General features: G+C 52.3%; 13 protein-coding genes. 5 read left to right on the top strand and 8 right to left on the bottom strand.

Annotation, left to right across the window (positions count from 1 at the left end):
* The first annotated feature begins 48 nt into the window (after positions 1 to 48).
* Positions 49 to 2,013, top strand: coding sequence for a methyl-accepting chemotaxis protein (locus LY85_RS05225; protein WP_141825756.1), 1,965 nt, complete (start codon positions 49 to 51; stop codon positions 2,011 to 2,013).
* Between the two features lie 136 nt (positions 2,014 to 2,149).
* Here the strand turns inward: LY85_RS05225 and LY85_RS05220 are convergent, their stop codons facing one another.
* Entirely contained in the window at positions 2,150 to 3,055 is a 906-nt protein-coding gene (locus LY85_RS05220) for a CFI-box-CTERM domain-containing protein (protein WP_141825755.1), read from the bottom strand.
* The gene (locus LY85_RS05215; protein ID WP_038325126.1) at positions 3,052 to 3,441 is read right to left on the bottom strand and encodes a metal-dependent transcriptional regulator; all 390 of its coding nucleotides are present in this window, start codon (positions 3,439 to 3,441) and stop codon (positions 3,052 to 3,054) included. Before LY85_RS05215 ends, LY85_RS05220 begins: the two co-directional genes overlap by 4 nt.
* A gap of 176 nt (positions 3,442 to 3,617) precedes the next feature.
* On the opposite strand from LY85_RS05215, the gene LY85_RS05210 reads away from it, so the two are divergent.
* The 4 genes from LY85_RS05210 (at position 3,618) to LY85_RS05195 (ending at position 8,238) form a co-directional block, all read left to right on the top strand.
* Positions 3,618 to 5,216 carry an ABC-F family ATP-binding cassette domain-containing protein gene (locus LY85_RS05210; RefSeq protein WP_141825754.1) on the top strand — a complete coding sequence of 533 codons (1,599 nt, stop codon included), beginning with the start codon at positions 3,618 to 3,620 and terminating at the stop codon, positions 5,214 to 5,216.
* Between the two features lie 120 nt (positions 5,217 to 5,336).
* Entirely contained in the window at positions 5,337 to 6,203 is an 867-nt protein-coding gene (locus LY85_RS05205) for a MurR/RpiR family transcriptional regulator (RefSeq protein ID WP_141825753.1), read from the top strand.
* Positions 6,204 to 6,380: 177 nt separating this feature from the next.
* A complete protein-coding gene (locus LY85_RS05200; protein WP_185741111.1) occupies positions 6,381 to 6,830 on the top strand; it encodes a MarR family transcriptional regulator in 450 nt (149 codons plus the stop codon).
* 31 nt (positions 6,831 to 6,861) lie between these two features.
* Complete coding sequence (locus LY85_RS05195; RefSeq protein ID WP_141825751.1) at positions 6,862 to 8,238, top strand: citrate/2-methylcitrate synthase; 1,377 nt, start codon at positions 6,862 to 6,864, stop codon at positions 8,236 to 8,238.
* Between the two features lie 135 nt (positions 8,239 to 8,373).
* On the opposite strand, the gene LY85_RS05190 is transcribed toward LY85_RS05195, so the two are convergent.
* The 6 genes from LY85_RS05190 to LY85_RS05165 all read right to left on the bottom strand — a co-directional run bounded on the left by LY85_RS05190 (position 8,374) and on the right by LY85_RS05165 (position 14,652).
* The gene (locus tag LY85_RS05190) at positions 8,374 to 10,008 is read right to left on the bottom strand and encodes an L-serine ammonia-lyase, iron-sulfur-dependent, subunit alpha (RefSeq protein WP_141825750.1); all 1,635 of its coding nucleotides are present in this window, start codon (positions 10,006 to 10,008) and stop codon (positions 8,374 to 8,376) included.
* 1 nt (position 10,009) lies between these two features.
* Positions 10,010 to 11,164, bottom strand: a complete 1,155-nt coding sequence (locus LY85_RS05185; protein WP_141825749.1) for an amidohydrolase — start codon at positions 11,162 to 11,164, stop codon at positions 10,010 to 10,012.
* Between the two features lie 111 nt (positions 11,165 to 11,275).
* On the bottom strand, positions 11,276 to 12,016 hold the full coding sequence (locus LY85_RS05180) for an amino acid ABC transporter ATP-binding protein (RefSeq protein ID WP_141825748.1): 741 nt from the start codon (positions 12,014 to 12,016) through the stop codon (positions 11,276 to 11,278).
* Positions 12,013 to 12,729: an amino acid ABC transporter permease gene (locus LY85_RS05175; protein ID WP_141825747.1), complete on the bottom strand. Its 717-nt coding sequence runs from the start codon at positions 12,727 to 12,729 to the stop codon at positions 12,013 to 12,015. The genes LY85_RS05180 and LY85_RS05175 overlap by 4 nt, the downstream gene beginning before the upstream one ends.
* A gap of 111 nt (positions 12,730 to 12,840) precedes the next feature.
* Positions 12,841 to 13,737, bottom strand: coding sequence for a transporter substrate-binding domain-containing protein (locus LY85_RS05170; protein ID WP_052010671.1), 897 nt, complete (start codon positions 13,735 to 13,737; stop codon positions 12,841 to 12,843).
* 609 nt (positions 13,738 to 14,346) lie between these two features.
* Positions 14,347 to 14,652: a DUF3892 domain-containing protein gene (locus LY85_RS05165; protein ID WP_038325113.1), complete on the bottom strand. Its 306-nt coding sequence runs from the start codon at positions 14,650 to 14,652 to the stop codon at positions 14,347 to 14,349.
* Between the last annotated feature and the right edge of the window lie 212 nt (positions 14,653 to 14,864).

The following is a 14,864-nucleotide window of genomic DNA, read 5'->3' as shown; positions in this document are numbered from 1 at the left end:
ATTTATCCAGATTAATTGGATGATCATCTTTTAGGGGTAATTTTACAAATGAAACATTTAAAAACCAGGCTTTTGCTCTACATTTCCTTAATACTTGTTCTTACCATTCTTTCCCTTACGCTTATTTCTTCCATCCTTTACTATCAGAGTTCGATGTCCCAGCTGCAGCAGAATTCCTCCTATCTGGCAGCGGCGTACAAACAGGGGATCGATTCGGTGCTGGATTCCTACCGCGACGAATTGAAAATCACCGCGTCAAAGAGTTATCTGACAGACGGCCATACTGCTTCTGAGGAACAGAAGCGGCTTCTGGATGAGGAGGCGAAGGCGGCCGGTTTCAATTACATAGCGATCGCCGACGCGCAGGGGAGCAATGACAGGGGAGACGAGATCGGGGAGCAGACCTTTTTTCAGGAAGCAAAGAAAGGCGAAACTTCTCTCTCCAGCCCCGCGCTGAACAGCTCCAAGCAGTTAACGCTCCTGGTTGCGAGCCCAATCGCGGACTCAGGGAAAATACTGTATGGAGAATTTTCTTACGAGGCTCTCGGCAAAGCGCTTGACCAGATCAAGATCGGGGAAAGCGGATATGCGTTTGTGATTAACCGTGGCGGCTACACCGTGCTTCATCCGGAGCAAACAAATGTTGAAAGCCCGACGGATTATATCAAACTGGCGGAAAAGGATTCCTCTTACCTTCCCATTGCCAATATCTACCGTCAGATGATCGCCGGAAAAACCGGATTCGGCTACAGCAACTACAAGGGAGTACGGCGTCTTGTCGGCTATACTCCGCTTGACGGACCCGAGGGCTGGTCGGTTGCGGTTACCACGCCGGTTACGCAGGTTGAGGAAAATCTGCGCAATTCCCTGATGCTCTGTGTCGGCATGGGACTTCTGCTGATTCTCGCCGCCGTTTTCGTCACCGGTATCTTTTCTAAAAAGATCACCGACCCGATTGTCTCAGCAACCCGGCGTATTGAACTGCTGGCGCAGGGAAACCTTCAGGAGGACATTCAGCAGGTGAAAGGCAAAGACGAAAGCGCCCGCCTGATGCTGGCCCTGCAAAACACGATTCACAGCCTTCGCTCCTATATCATGGATATTTCCAACGTGCTCAACGCGGTTGCCGAAAAAAATCTGACCGTCAAAAGCACGGTCCAATACACAGGCGACTTTGTCTCCATCCAGACCTCGCTGGAGCAAATCGTCCGATCCCTCAATACCACGCTGGACGGAATCGCTCAGGCCACCGATCAGGTCCGTTCCGGTTCGGAGCAGGTCGCGCTGGGCGGACAGAATCTGGCCGAAAATTCTTCCGAGCAGGCTTCCACCACGGAACGTCTGACAAGCTCTCTGGAGCTCGTCTCCCGTCATGTCCGGGAAAACGCCGAATATTCCGCTTCCATGCAGAACACGGCTCAGGCCGCTCTGTCGGAAACCGATCAGGGAAATCAGGAAATGCAGAAGATGCTGCAGTCGATGGCAAGCATTGATTCCTCCTCTAAAAAGATTCAGGATATTATCCATATGATTGACGACGTTGCTTTCCAGACCAATATTCTGGCGTTGAATGCCGCGGTAGAAGCGTCCCATGCCGGAGAAGCCGGGAAAGGGTTCTCCGTTGTGGCCGACGAAGTCCGGCAGCTGGCGACCCGGAGCGCACAGGCCGCGAAAAGCACGGCTGAGTTGATCGAAACCACGATTCAATCGGTTTCCCAGGGAATGCGCAACGCCGAGCAGACTGCCTCCGCATTCGGAAAGATTGTGGAGCAGACCAACAGTATCAACGCTCTGATCGCTAAAATGTCCGAGTCGTTGAACAGCCAGTCCCAAAGCATTACCGAACTGAACGAGGGCATGAAGCAGATTTCCTACACTACACAGGCAAATTCGGCGACAGCGGAGGAAAGCGCGGCGACCAGCGAGGAGCTTTTGAGCCAAACGCAGCTGCTGAAAGAAATGGTCGCGGAATTTAAGACCGCGGAGCAGACTGAGCCGCCGGTCCTATTATAAAAATATTTTTTGTCCGGTGCTTCTTCCGGCATAAAACAGCACCCCAATCGTTATTCAGTATGCCATACTGTCTAACGATTGGGGTGCTGTTCAACAAGGCTGTTCCGGGTGCTTTCCCGTTCCTTTTCAACGCCGCTCAGCTCAGCCATTTTTGCTCGAGGGCCGTCATCATTTCTTCGTATTGCTCCGCGCATTGCCGCGGATTTCCGTCCTCCAGTGATTTCAGACAGGAGGACAGGTGATTTTCCCAGATTTCCCGGTAGACGGCCTGACGGTTGTCCGCCCGGTCAATTCCGCTGACAATCATCGGGGCGAAAAGATAGTATTCGCCGATTTTGGCTTTGCCCTGCGGCGTGGCCGCAAGCCAGCCGTCGCGGAAGCGGCGGAAAGCGTTCAGCTCCGGGCAGTCGTCCCCCTTGTCGAGCGAGGAGCAGACCGCGGTGGTGATAAAGCACAGCTTTTTACGGAAGCCGCTGCTGATGGTGTCATAGTTCGATTTCCCGAGCGGGTTTTTCGGGTAATGTTCGTTCCAGACCTTTAAAAAGCTGTCCGCAAGCGCTTCGGCGGCGGGAGTGTGCTGTTCCAGAATGGCGGGCACCGTAAAGGCCACAATCATGTAGCGGTATTCAAAAAGCCGGGCGTCGCTTTCCTTTTTGATCCCGCTTTCTTCAATCTTTTTCTGAAAGCGGTCAAAGAGAACGTTCGCAAAAAAGTCCGGCGCTTCGTCCTTGCCCGCCGCGGCAAGGCAGTATGCTTTCAAAGCGGGGGAAATCAGTTTGTTGTATTTTTCAAACTCGGCGGGATAAACGTTCTGCTTGACGTTTTTAAACCCGTTTTTCACGATGAAGCTCTCGTCCTTTAAGAGGGAAAAGGCTTCCTCCATCAGTCTCTGATAGTCGTCGTCCGCTGCCGGTTCGGTTTTCGAGAGCAGCGATTTCACATGAATGGGCTGTGCGCAGTACATGCACACAATATCTTCTGCGTCCTCCGGCAGCTGCAGTTCTTTTTTGCAGTGGGGGCACAGTGCGGTGATATAATTCATTCGGCACCTCCGTCGCGGCTATGCTCCCGCGTATATTGTTTGATACGGTCGAAGCTTTCTTCGCTGATAATATGCTCAATACGGCAGGAGTCCTGCAGCGCGATGTCGCTGCTGACCCCGAGGGTCATCTCCAGAAACTGCGCAATCAGGGTGTGGCGTTCATACACGGAACCGGCCTTTGTGCGGCCCAGCTCCGTGAGGACCAGGTTGCCGTTCGGCTCCATGGTAAGATAGCCCGCCTCTTTTAAGATGCTCATGGCCCGGCTGACGCTTGCCTTGGTAAAATCCAGGTAATTGGCAACGTCGATAGAACGGACATATCCGTTTTTATTCTGTAAAATCAGTATTGTTTCAAGATAATTTTCGCCCGATTCCTGTATTTTCACCGGTATACCTCCTAATTGGCGCGAAAATGCGGTCCGTATTTTTCATATTGTAGCATTGTTCCTCAAAAATGACAAGCGTTATTGCGATTAGTTCATAATTTCCGCTATATTTTTCTGAGCGGTTTTATGCTAAAATATTAAAACGTATACTTTTCTATTTTCACATTGGAGGAACTATGATTACTGTATCCGATCTTGGCCTTGGGTTTAACGGCCAAAACCTGTTTTCACACGTCAATCTGCTTTTTACCGCCGGGAACTGCTACGGTGTCATCGGGGCGAACGGCGCGGGAAAATCCACCTTCCTGAAAATTCTTTCCGGCGAACTGGAGCCCACGAAGGGCGAGGTTGTCATTGACTCCCGTCTGCGGATGTCCGTACTCAGTCAGGACCACCACGCCTACGACTCCTATACCGTTTTTGAGACCATCCTGATGGGCAACGCCCGTCTGTACGAAGTAAGGCAACAAAAGGACGCCATTTACGAAAAAGAGGACTTTACCGATGAGGACGGAATCCTCGCCGCGGAGCTGGAAGCGGAATTTGCCGAGCTGAACGGCTGGGAGGCCGAAACCGAAGCGGGGAAGCTTCTGCAGGGGCTCGGCCTGGACAATGCGCTGCTGGATTCCGTGATGGGCACCCTCACGGGCACGGAAAAGGTCCGCGTCCTGCTTGCCCGAGCGCTGTTCGGGCATCCGGATATCATTCTTCTGGACGAGCCCACCAACGACCTTGACAACAAATCCATCGCCTGGCTGGAAAGCTTTCTGATGGATTATGAGGGAACGGTGATCGTGGTGTCCCACGACCGTCATTTCCTGAATAACGTCTGTACCCATATCGTCGACATCGATTTCAACAAAATCAGGATGTATGTGGGCAACTACGATTTCTGGTATGAGTCCAGCCAGCTGATGCAGCGCGTCATGCGCGACCAGAACAGGAAGGCGGAGGATAAAATCAAGGAACTGCAGAGCTTTATCCAGCGTTTTTCCGCCAACAAGTCGAAATCAAAGCAGGCGACTTCCCGGAAGAAGCTGCTCGAAAAAATTTCCGTCGAGGAAATGCCCGCCTCTTCGCGCCGGTATCCTTATGTCGGCTTTACCATGGACCGTGAGCCGGGCAAGGAAATTCTTGAGGTCACGGACCTTTCCAAAACCGTTGACGGTGTAAAGGTGCTGAACAACGTCAGCTTCCGCGTAAACAAGGGCGACAAGATTGCCTTTGTCGGCTCCAATGAAATCGCCAACACCACGCTGTTTAAAATCCTGGTGGAGGAACTGGAACCGGACGAAGGCTCCTTCAAGTGGGGCGTTTCCACCAGCCAGTCCTATTTTCCCCAGGATAACTCCGCTTATTTTAACGGCTGTGAGGAAAGCATCCTCAAATGGCTGGAGCAGTATTCCAAAGATACGACGGAAACGTATCTGCGCGGCTTTCTGGGTAAGATGCTCTTTTCCGGCGAGGACGTTTTAAAGTCGGTGAACGTGCTTTCCGGCGGCGAAAAAGTGCGCTGCATGCTTTCGCGCATGATGATGTTCGGCGCCAATGTCCTTGTAGTGGACCAGCCGACCAACCATCTGGACCTGGAATCCATTACCGCCGTGAACAACGGCCTGACGGACTTTAAAGGCGTGGTGCTGTTTGCTTCCCACGACCACCAGTTTGTCCAGACGATTGCGAACCGTGTGATCGAAATTACGGAAGAAGGCGTCATTGACCGGGTTTCCACCTATGACGAATATCTGGAAGCACGCGACGGCATCCTTTCTTAAATCTGTCTGTGAAAAGCCGGGGTGGACAAACCCGGTTTTTTGATTTAAACTGTTTTTATCAGGCCGGGGTCCCGCAAAGAAAATCCGCCCGGCCATACCGCTGCGGAAGGGGACGGAAAGATGGCAAGCGGTGACTTTCTTTTAAAAATCAATGCCCGGTACAACCTTTTCACAAAGGCCGAGAAAAAGGTGGCCGATTATGTTCTTCAGGACCCGAAACGGGTTTTGTTCCTGTCCATTACCGACCTTGCGGAAGCGTGCGAGGTGGGGGACACCAGCGTGTTCCGGTTCTGCAAAACCATGCAGCTCCAGGGTTACCAGGAGTTTAAAATGCTGCTTTCGCTGAGCATCTCGGAGGATGAGGACAGCAGCCGGATTGCATCCATGCTGTCGGGCAGAATTACGCAGGAGGACACCCTTGAGGACGTAGCCAAAAAGGTGCTGCAGACCAATATCAACGCGCTGAACGAAACGTATTCGCTGCTGGATTTTCAGGAGCTGTCCTTAACCATTGATTATATGATCGGGGCGAAGCAGATTTATTTTTTCGGCGTGGGATCGTCCCTGCTGACCGCTATGGACGCGGTGGACAAATTTGTCCGGATTACGCCGAAGGTCCACAATTACGCCGACGCGCATTTACAGGCGATGGCGGCTTCCATTCTTTCGCCGGAGGACCTGGCGTTTGTCATCTCCTATTCTGGCGCAACAAAGGACACCATCCAGGTGGCGCAGCAGGCGAAAAAAGCGGGTGCCAGGGTGGTCTGTATCACCCGGTTTGCAAAATCGCCGCTGACCGCGTATTCCGATGTGGTGGTTTTGTGCGGTACGAACGAGGGCCCGCTTCAGGGCGGTTCCACGTCGGCCAGAATCAGCCAGATGCTTTTGATCGATCTGATCTACATGGAGTATTTCAAACGGACCTATGACGAGAGCAGCGCCAACAAGCAGAAAACCTCCGGTTCCGTTTTGAAGAAGCTCTATTGAACAGAGGCTCTATTGACAGAATACCTTCGCCGGGCTGCGGGGGTATTTTTTTACCCTTTTCTCAAAATTAACAGCACGTTCACAGAATTTTGGTTGAAATCCGGCCTCCAAAAAGTTATACTATGAAAATATCAACAAATGTTTATTATCATGAAAAGTTTATTAAGGGTGTGTAAAATGGCGAATCAATCCGGACGGGCCGATGAAGATATTTTTCATTTTCTGGTTTGTGTCCACAGCGCGTTGACAAAGCCGTTTGAAGATCATTTCAGGGGAAAATTCACAAGCCTGCAGCTGAACGCACTGTGCGTTCTGTGCGCAAACGGGCCGATGACGATGAGCGAGCTGGCCGCCAGCCTGCATACGCCGCGCCAGCAGATGAGCCGCATGATTGAAAAGCTGTATGAGGAAGGACATATTGTGCGGAGCCTGGACACAAGGGACAGACGAAAAATACGGATTTCCGTTTCGGAAACCACCGCAAAGGAAATCACCAACGGGCGCGAAAAATTTGATAAAGCGCTGAAATCTGCCTTGAATGGTTTCAGCGAAGCAGATTATAAGGACTTTAACGCCGCGGTTCGTATTGTTAACAGAATTCTCACCAAAATTCCCCAAAAGGAATAGCGTATAATGTAAAGAAAAGGAGATATGAAACATGGAGAAAAAAGCAAATGGAGACTTTTTTACGGTAACTCCCGAAATTCTGGAGCTGACGGACCTTTGTAAAAACCACAGTACGATCAACCCCGCCCTGTTTGCCCAATACGACGTGAAGCGCGGTCTGCGCGATATTAACGGAAAAGGCGTCCTGACCGGTTTAACCGAGATATCGGATATTATTTCTTCGAAGGAAATCGACGGAAAAAGTGTACCCTGCGAAGGGGAATTATATTACCGCGGCATCAATATTCACGATATTGTACGCGGCTTTATCGCGGAAAACCGCTTCGGATTTGAGGAGACGACCTATTTGCTCCTGTTCGGCGAACTGCCGGAAGAGGACAGGCTGCAGGAATTCAAAAGGCTCCTTTCCAAATACAGGACCCTACCCACCAATTTCGTGCGCGATATCATTATGAAGGCGCCGTCGTTCGATATGATGAATACGCTGGCGAGAAGCGTTCTCACCCTTTACGCCTACGATGAAAGGCCGAACGATACCTCGCTGCCGAATGTGCTGCGTCAGTGCCTGGAAATGATCGCGCTTTTCCCGCAGCTCGCGGTTTACGGCTATCAGGCCTACGCCCACGACATGGACCCGAACTACAGCTTTTTCATCCATGCGCCCAAGCCGGAGCTCTCCGTGGCGGAGAATATTCTGTACATGCTTCGAATCGACAATCAATACACCGCCCTGGAAGCCCGCATCCTTGACCTTGCGCTTGTCCTGCACGCCGAGCACGGCGGCGGCAACAATTCCAGCTTTACCACCCATGTGGTCGCGTCCTCCGGTACGGACGCCTACTCGGTCATTGCGGCGGCGCTCAGCTCGCTCAAGGGACCGAAGCACGGCGGCGCAAACATCAAGGTCATGATGATGTTTGAGGATATGAAGCAGAATATCGACGACTGGGAGGATGAGGACAAGGTAGCCGACTATCTGAGCAGGCTGCTGAATAAGCAGGCGTTTGACCGGGCCGGCCTGATTTACGGGATGGGTCACGCGGTTTATTCCCTTTCCGACCCGCGCGCGAATATTTTCAAGAAGTTTGTCAAGAGCCTTTCCGAAGAAAAGGGCCTTACCAAGGAGTACAAGCTCTATTCTCTGGTGGAACGGCTGGCGCCGGAGGTGATCGGGCGCGAGCGCAAAACCTATAAGGGCGTCAGCGCGAACATCGACTTTTACAGCGGGTTTGTCTACCATATGCTCGGCCTGCCGCCGGAGCTTTTCACCCCTGTTTTCGCCATGGCGCGTATCTCCGGATGGAGCGCCCATTTACTGGAGGAGCTGATCAACGTCGGCAAGATCATCCGCCCCGCGTACAAGAGCATATCCTCCCACAAGGACTATATTCCGCTCCACGAAAGATAAGAGCTTCTTTACGGATCAATCCTGAGAAATTCAAACGGCTGACCTTCCGCAAACCGGAAGGTCAGCCGTTTTTGTACGATGGGGTTTTGTCCGCATGGGAAGTCCCCGAAAAAGCCGGGCGGAGACGTTTCGGATTTATCGACCGGTTTCCGTCTCTTCCGCTTCAAATTTGATTTTGTCTCCCATGACCTCGTCCTGAAGAAAAGCCTTGCAGCGGCCCGCCGTGGGCGTGCAGTTGATCCCGCAGAGAGGGCCGCAAAGCTCCCCCGGCCTGCTGCTGCGGAAATTCTTTTCGATCGCTCCCAGCACTTCGTGATAGGGAACGAGAGGGTCGATTCCGCTTAGCGCCAGATCCGCGTAAAGGGGCGCGGTCACCGCTGCGCGAATCGTCCGTGTGATGCAGGGGAATTCAAGACCGCCGGGAATGGGGTCGCAGGGGATTCCAAGGTTGGCCTGCAGCGCCATGGAGGCGGCATGCTCGACCTGGTTTCCGTCGCCCCCCGCCATCCAGGTGACCGCGCCGGACGCCATTGCGCAGCAGACCCCGGATTCTCCGACACAGCCGACCTCGCCGGTCGCGTTGGTGTGTGTATAGGCCAAAGCGCCCAGCCCTGCCGCCACGACCAGTCCCTCGATCATCTTCCGGTGGGAAAAACCTCTTGCCTCCCGCACGGCGTCCAAAGCGGAAAACAGATATCCTCCTCCGGTCCCCATGGGGCCGGGTACAATCCGTACACCCGGCAGCTTTGCGTTGGTCGAAAAGGCGTGCACCAGAATATGGCGTGTGATCGGGTCCGACAGCGTCTGGTGGTTCTGCATGTATGTATTCCACTGTCTGCCGTAAATAGGCAGCATCGGAGTGTCCTTCGCATTGTCGTAGCCGATGGTCTCCAGAGCATGGATTTGGTGATTTAAAATATCCGCGATATTTTCAAAATACTGCCAGATGGTTTCATCCGTCCATCCGGAAAAATCCTTTTCGTATTCAATAGCGGCCTGAACAAAGGAAATTCCCCGCTGTTCCGCCACCCGGCGCCATTCCTCCACTGTTTTAAAAAGCTGCGGCTTTCTTTTCGCGGTGGTGACGACCGGAAGAAGGGCGGGGAATACCCTGACCTGCGTGTCGGGACCGAAATGCCGGAGCAGCCCGCCGGGCTCCGGGTTTTCGGAGAGCTCAAGGAATACGGCGTTCGCGCCGTCCGGGCGGGCGACGCGTTCCGCCGTAAGGAACGCTTCCCCCGCGCTTTGCTCAAAGCCGCGCAGCTGTTCCTCCGGAATGTCCTGTTTGGCATTTTGCAGCAGCACGCCGAAGGTATCCGCCCGCCAATGGATGGGGAAACCGGAAATTTCATAGGTTGCTACCATGCCGCCGCCGACCGATTTTGCGGTGAGGGAAGCGGTGTCCCCACCGGTTCCCATCAGCTCGAAGTGCACGCTCCCGGGATACGCGTTATCGGTTTCCAGCTCCCCGAATTCATACGATATCTTTTTTTTCCGGGCAAGCTCATGTGCGGAAAACAGGCGCACGTCGTCCGTGGCAAAATCCTGCAGGCCGCCCAGATAGCCCCGGTCGTCCATCATATTTCCGAGGTTCAGCATATGGTGGTCGCCGGGATTGAACAGGATGCGCACCCGTTTCGGTTCACTGAGCAGCGTATGCCGGGCAATCCGGCCCACCCGGCTGGTACCCGCGAAGCTTCCGCTGGAACCGGGCTGCATAATCGGCCCGAATACGTCGTTAAAAAAATCAGGATAAAAAATCTTTCCCATGTTACCTGTCCTTTCCGCTGTTGATTCTTGCAAGCGCCCTTTCCCCAAGTGAGGCCAGCAGCTTTGCCGCACCCGTCAGCCCACTCCGGTCCGCTTTGAAGGAAGGATTGTGCAGCGGGGAGGTATCGCCCACCCCGATCATCCAGAACGCCCCTCTGATTTTTTCCTGATAGCAGGAAAAATCTTCGCCTCCCATGGAGGGGACCGCCTCCTGTGTGCTCAGTCCCAATGATTCCGCGGTGTCTTTTACAAAAGCCGCCAGCTCTGCGTCGTTGTTTGTGGAGGGACAGCCGGGGTACCAGTGAAACCGGATGGACGTGCCGGATACCGTCGCGATTCCCTCGCAGATTTCCTTCATCCGGCGGACGATCTTTTGCCGGACTGTTTTGTCCAGCGTCCGAACGGTTCCCTCCAGCTGGGCGGAGGACGGGATTACATTCCACGTGCTGCCCGCTTCCACTCTGGTTACGCTGATGACGGCGCGGTCGAACGCGGAAAGACTGCGGCTCACGATGGTCTGATAAGCGATGGTCAGCTGGGAAGCCGCGAGAATCGGATCAATAACCAGCTCCGGGTGCGCCGCGTGGCCGCCCAGGCCCGTTACATCCACAACAAACCGGTCGACCGCCGCATGGTCGGCCCCCGCCGTCACCGCGACCGTACCGGCCGGCAGGTCCGCAGCCACGTGCAGTCCGTAGATTTCCTCCACGTTGTCCAAAGCTCCTGTTTTCAGAACATGCTCCGCTCCATGCCCCGCTTCCTCCGCAGGCTGAAACAGAAGCTTTACGGTGCCTTCCAGATTCGCTTCCTTCCGTTTCAGAAGCAGGGCGGCCCCCAGCATCGCCGTGGTATGGAAATCATGCCCGCAGGCGTGCATTTTTCCCGGGTTTTCAGACCGGTACGGTACATCCGCCGTCTCTTCGATCGGAAGAGCGTCAATATCACAGCGCAGCGCCACTGCGGGCTTCTCTTTTTTTCCCCGAAGGACGGCGACAAGGCCGGTTTGCAGGCCGCTGTCCAAAATTTCCACGCCGTTTTCCGTCAGGATCCGCTTGATATACGCCGTGGTTTCAAATTCCCTGAGCGCCGTTTCGGGGTGGCGGTGGAGCCATGAAAAATGCTCTTCCAGCGTATTCTGTAATGTCTTTTCGTCCATGTTTCTTCCTTTCCTGAATCTGCCGTGTTTTCCTATATAAAAAGCCGATAGGAGATTCTCCTACAGGCTTTTGAAGTGACTTTTTCATATCGCTGTCCGGTTTCCGCCTTTTCAGCCGTCAAGGCAGGCCTGTGACAAAAACTGCTTTGTGCGTTCGTTTTGCGGGTTGCGGAAGATCTGTTCGGGGGTGCCGTCCTCCTGAATCACGCCTTCATCAAAAAACAGGACGCGGTTGGACACGCTCCGTGCGAAGCGCATTTCGTGCGAAACCACCACCATCGTCATCCCTTCCGCCGCAATCTGGTTCATGACCGCCAGAACCTCGCCGACCCATTCCGGGTCCAGCGCGCTGGTCGGTTCGTCGAACAGCATCACCTTGGGGTCCACGGCAAGCGCGCGCGCAATACCCACACGCTGCTGCTGCCCGCCGGAAAGCCGGGAAGGATATTGGTCATGCTTTTCCTGCAGGCCGACCTTGCGCAAAAGCTCCATGCCGATTTCGTCCGCTTCCTTTTTTGCAAGCTTTTTCACATAGATCAGGCTTTCCGTAACATTCTCCAGGACCGTTTTATTGTGGAAAAGGTTGTAATGCTGAAACACCATGGAGCTTTGCGCGCGAAGATGGTAAATTTCTTTTTTGGTCGGATTTTTCGCGTCGATAGCGGCGTCCGCAATCCGGATGGTGCCTTCGTCCGGCAGCTCCAGCCAGTTGAGCATCCTCAGCAACGTCGTTTTTCCCGCGCCGCTGGGGCCGATTACCGTCACGATTTCCCCTTTTTTTATCTGGAGGCTGACCCCGCGAAGTACCTGATTGGTACCGTAGGCTTTTTTAAGATTTTCAATCTGTATCATCGGGCAACATCTCTTTCATATCGTCTTACATACCGTTCGATTATCCACAGAATCCGCTCAATTACAAAGCAGCACGCCCAGTAGATCAGCGATACCACAATGTAAATTTCAAAGAAACGGAAGGAGCGGGCGCCGATCAGCTTGGCCTGAGCCATGATGTCCACAATGGAAATGCTGAATGCCAGCGACGTTTCCTTCACCATGGAGATAAAGGAATTCCCCAGCGGGGGAAGCGCGACCTTGAACGCCTGCGGGATGATGATGCGGACCATCGCCTGCCTTGTGGTCATGTTGACGCTGTAGCATGCTTCCAGCTGTCCGGAATCGACCGAGAGCATGGCGCTCCGGATGGTTTCGGACATATACGCGCCGGAATTGAAGGAAAACGCCACGACGCCGAAAACCAGCGTCGGAATCCCGTCGACGTTCAGATTCCATTGGAACCGCTCGTTCAGCGCCTGAAGAAGGATCGGTGTTCCGTAATACACGAGGAAGAGCTGAACCAGCGTGGGGGTTCCGCGGATAAAAGACACATAGATTTTGCTGATTGGCTCCAGAACGCGGATATGAAAATAACGGATCAGCGCGATCCCCAGCGCGATCATCAGTCCGATCAGGGAGGAAACCACTGCAAGCCCGAGGGTAACCGGCAGATAGGACACAATTTCAGGCACGGTGGAAATCATAAATGCGGGGTCAAATAATTTATTCATAGAAAGTCAAGTCTCCTTGCAGATCTTTGCCAATTTCCTTTTCCGGTGAAAAGGCCGGCAGAAGGAACGCGGGCCGTTGCACCGTATTCCTTCTGCCGCCTGTATCTGAAATTAAGAGGTCCGGTCGGTAATGGCTTTTTCCGTTGAATAGTCCTCACCAAGATACTTTTTGGAGATTTCAACAAGCGTTCCGTTGTCGGTCAGGGTTTTCAGTGCTTTATCGATCAGTTTTTTATATTCGGTTCCCTTTTCATTTTTGGAGAAAAGGAAAAATTCCGGTTTTATTCCCAACTCCGGCGCCAATGCATAACCCAGGTCAAGGTTCTGTTTTTCGGCAATCAGCTTTGTGGTCACCTCACTGTTGATGGTGGCGTCCACACGGCCGGAGATGATGTCCTGAAGCATCAGGGTAACATCGCCGTCGTAGTATTTCAGCTTAATCGCGTTATTGTTTTTCTTGTTGTAGTCCTCCAGCCAGACTGTATTATTGGAACCGACGCCCGCCGCTACCGTTTTCCCATGAAGGTCTTTCAGGGAATGAATGTCCGTGCGGCCGCCTTTATAAATAATGGAGTTCCCGGCATAAGAATAGGGGAGCTCTGAAAATTGATATTTTTCTTCTCTGGATGGGTTTTTGGCAATTTGGCTGGCAATCATATCGAATTTCCCGGATTCCAGCGCGACAAAAATAGAATCCCACGCCGTAGGCTGAAATTTGAATTCCACTTCGGGGATCAGTTCGTCCAGCGCGCGGACAACCGCAATGTCGTACCCGTCAACGGTACCGTCCGAATTTACGTAGTTAAATGGCGGGTAGGCCCCTTCTGTTCCAACGACCACGGTTTCCACCTTGGTACCGGAAGAAGCCGGTGCTGCTGCGGCAGAGGATGCGGACGTGTCTGCCGCCGAACCGGTGGCTGCGGGTGCCGCGGTATTTGCGCAGGCGGCGGTCAGCAGAAGCAGAAGAGTAGCCAGGAAGAGAGAAATTGATTTTGCGCCCTTTTTCATATGTAAAACCTCTTTCATTTTTTAAGTATAAAACTTGGATTCTATTTTCCAATATAACAGCGGCTGCACCTTCTACACATTCGCGTATGGTGATGGATGCAGCGAATCATTTTTCCCTTCAAGCAGTTCATAAGTAACTTCCTTTCCCAAAATCTCATCCCTGTTTCATAAGCACCATATGCTTTTATGTAATAAAGCATACTTTTCATATAATTATTATATGAAATAGGGTTGCAATAAGGATAAAAGATTTTCACCTTTTTGTCAAGAGACTTTTTATCACTGAAACAGTTAAATACCAATTTAAAGCTCTTTCCTGCTGTTCTCCGGCGTTCATATTTCCATAAAGAGTATTTTTTGTAGCCTTCGGTGAAACAAAATGTATGAAAAGAAAAATACAGAGATCGGAAAAACCTTACATTTTAGAGCTTCACTCCCAAATAACAAAAAAGCGCAATGCCTGCATTCCAGACATTTGCGCCCTTTTTATTGAATTGTGATATTCCCGGAAGTATAATAGGATTGATAAAAATTGATGGCTGTCATGCTGTTGGGAAACATGAAAAAAGCTGCTGCGGGCAGCCCGGGAACAATCGCCACGCCGCTTGCTTATGACTGTTCAGAACGGGAAATGGAAGGTAAATTGCTCAGATTGTTGCCGTCGCTTCCGTCGGGAATGGACTTGAGATATTCGGTGTCGCCCCGATGGGCGATCCCCACGCCGGTTATTCCGCCCTGTCTGGCCAATTGAACGGCCTGTGCTTTATCCAGAACCGTGTTGTCGGAAAGCTGATAACCGGTCACTCTGCCACTTTCTTTTACCAGCCCTGTGATACTGCGGGCGTTGGGCGCGGGCGATGGAATATTGTCCAGCGTGTTCTGGGCAAGCGTATTCTGCTCCTGATTTTGTTCCATTTGAGTTCCTCCTTTGCTGTTTTTGATTAGTTTGCTCAGCTATTCAAAAATTATCGATTTGAAGGAATTCTTTCATCAGGACATCAACCTTAAAAGTGAATGTAAAACAACCATAAAATCCGCGTTTCGTTTAAGATCAGTCCTATATAGTTTGTGAAAGAAATTGAGCCATGATCGCAGAAAGGATATTTTTATTGAATAAGGAACGATAT

Source organism: Clostridium sp. KNHs216 (assembly GCF_006714885.1).
Taxonomy (GTDB): Bacteria; Bacillota; Clostridia; order Oscillospirales; family Acutalibacteraceae; genus Caproiciproducens.
The sequence above is the reverse complement of the archived record's forward strand: the minus strand, read 5'-3'. Positions and strand labels throughout refer to the sequence as shown.

Bases quoted from the DNA above. Each gene is read 5' to 3' on its own strand.
- LY85_RS05225 (WP_141825756.1), top strand. From the start codon at position 49: ATGAAACATTTAAAAACCAGGCTTTTGCTCTACATTTCCTTAATACTT.
- LY85_RS05220 (WP_141825755.1), bottom strand. From the start codon at position 3,055: ATGAATTATATCACCGCACTGTGCCCCCACTGCAAAAAAGAACTGCAG.
- LY85_RS05210 (WP_141825754.1), top strand. From the start codon at position 3,618: ATGATTACTGTATCCGATCTTGGCCTTGGGTTTAACGGCCAAAACCTG.
- LY85_RS05205 (WP_141825753.1), top strand. From the start codon at position 5,337: ATGGCAAGCGGTGACTTTCTTTTAAAAATCAATGCCCGGTACAACCTT.
- LY85_RS05200 (WP_185741111.1), top strand. From the start codon at position 6,381: ATGGCGAATCAATCCGGACGGGCCGATGAAGATATTTTTCATTTTCTG.
- LY85_RS05195 (WP_141825751.1), top strand. From the start codon at position 6,862: ATGGAGAAAAAAGCAAATGGAGACTTTTTTACGGTAACTCCCGAAATT.
- LY85_RS05190 (WP_141825750.1), bottom strand. From the start codon at position 10,008: ATGGGAAAGATTTTTTATCCTGATTTTTTTAACGACGTATTCGGGCCG.
- LY85_RS05185 (WP_141825749.1), bottom strand. From the start codon at position 11,164: ATGGACGAAAAGACATTACAGAATACGCTGGAAGAGCATTTTTCATGG.
- LY85_RS05180 (WP_141825748.1), bottom strand. From the start codon at position 12,016: ATGATACAGATTGAAAATCTTAAAAAAGCCTACGGTACCAATCAGGTA.
- LY85_RS05175 (WP_141825747.1), bottom strand. From the start codon at position 12,729: ATGAATAAATTATTTGACCCCGCATTTATGATTTCCACCGTGCCTGAA.
- LY85_RS05170 (WP_052010671.1), bottom strand. From the start codon at position 13,737: ATGAAAAAGGGCGCAAAATCAATTTCTCTCTTCCTGGCTACTCTTCTG.
- LY85_RS05165 (WP_038325113.1), bottom strand. From the start codon at position 14,652: ATGGAACAAAATCAGGAGCAGAATACGCTTGCCCAGAACACGCTGGAC.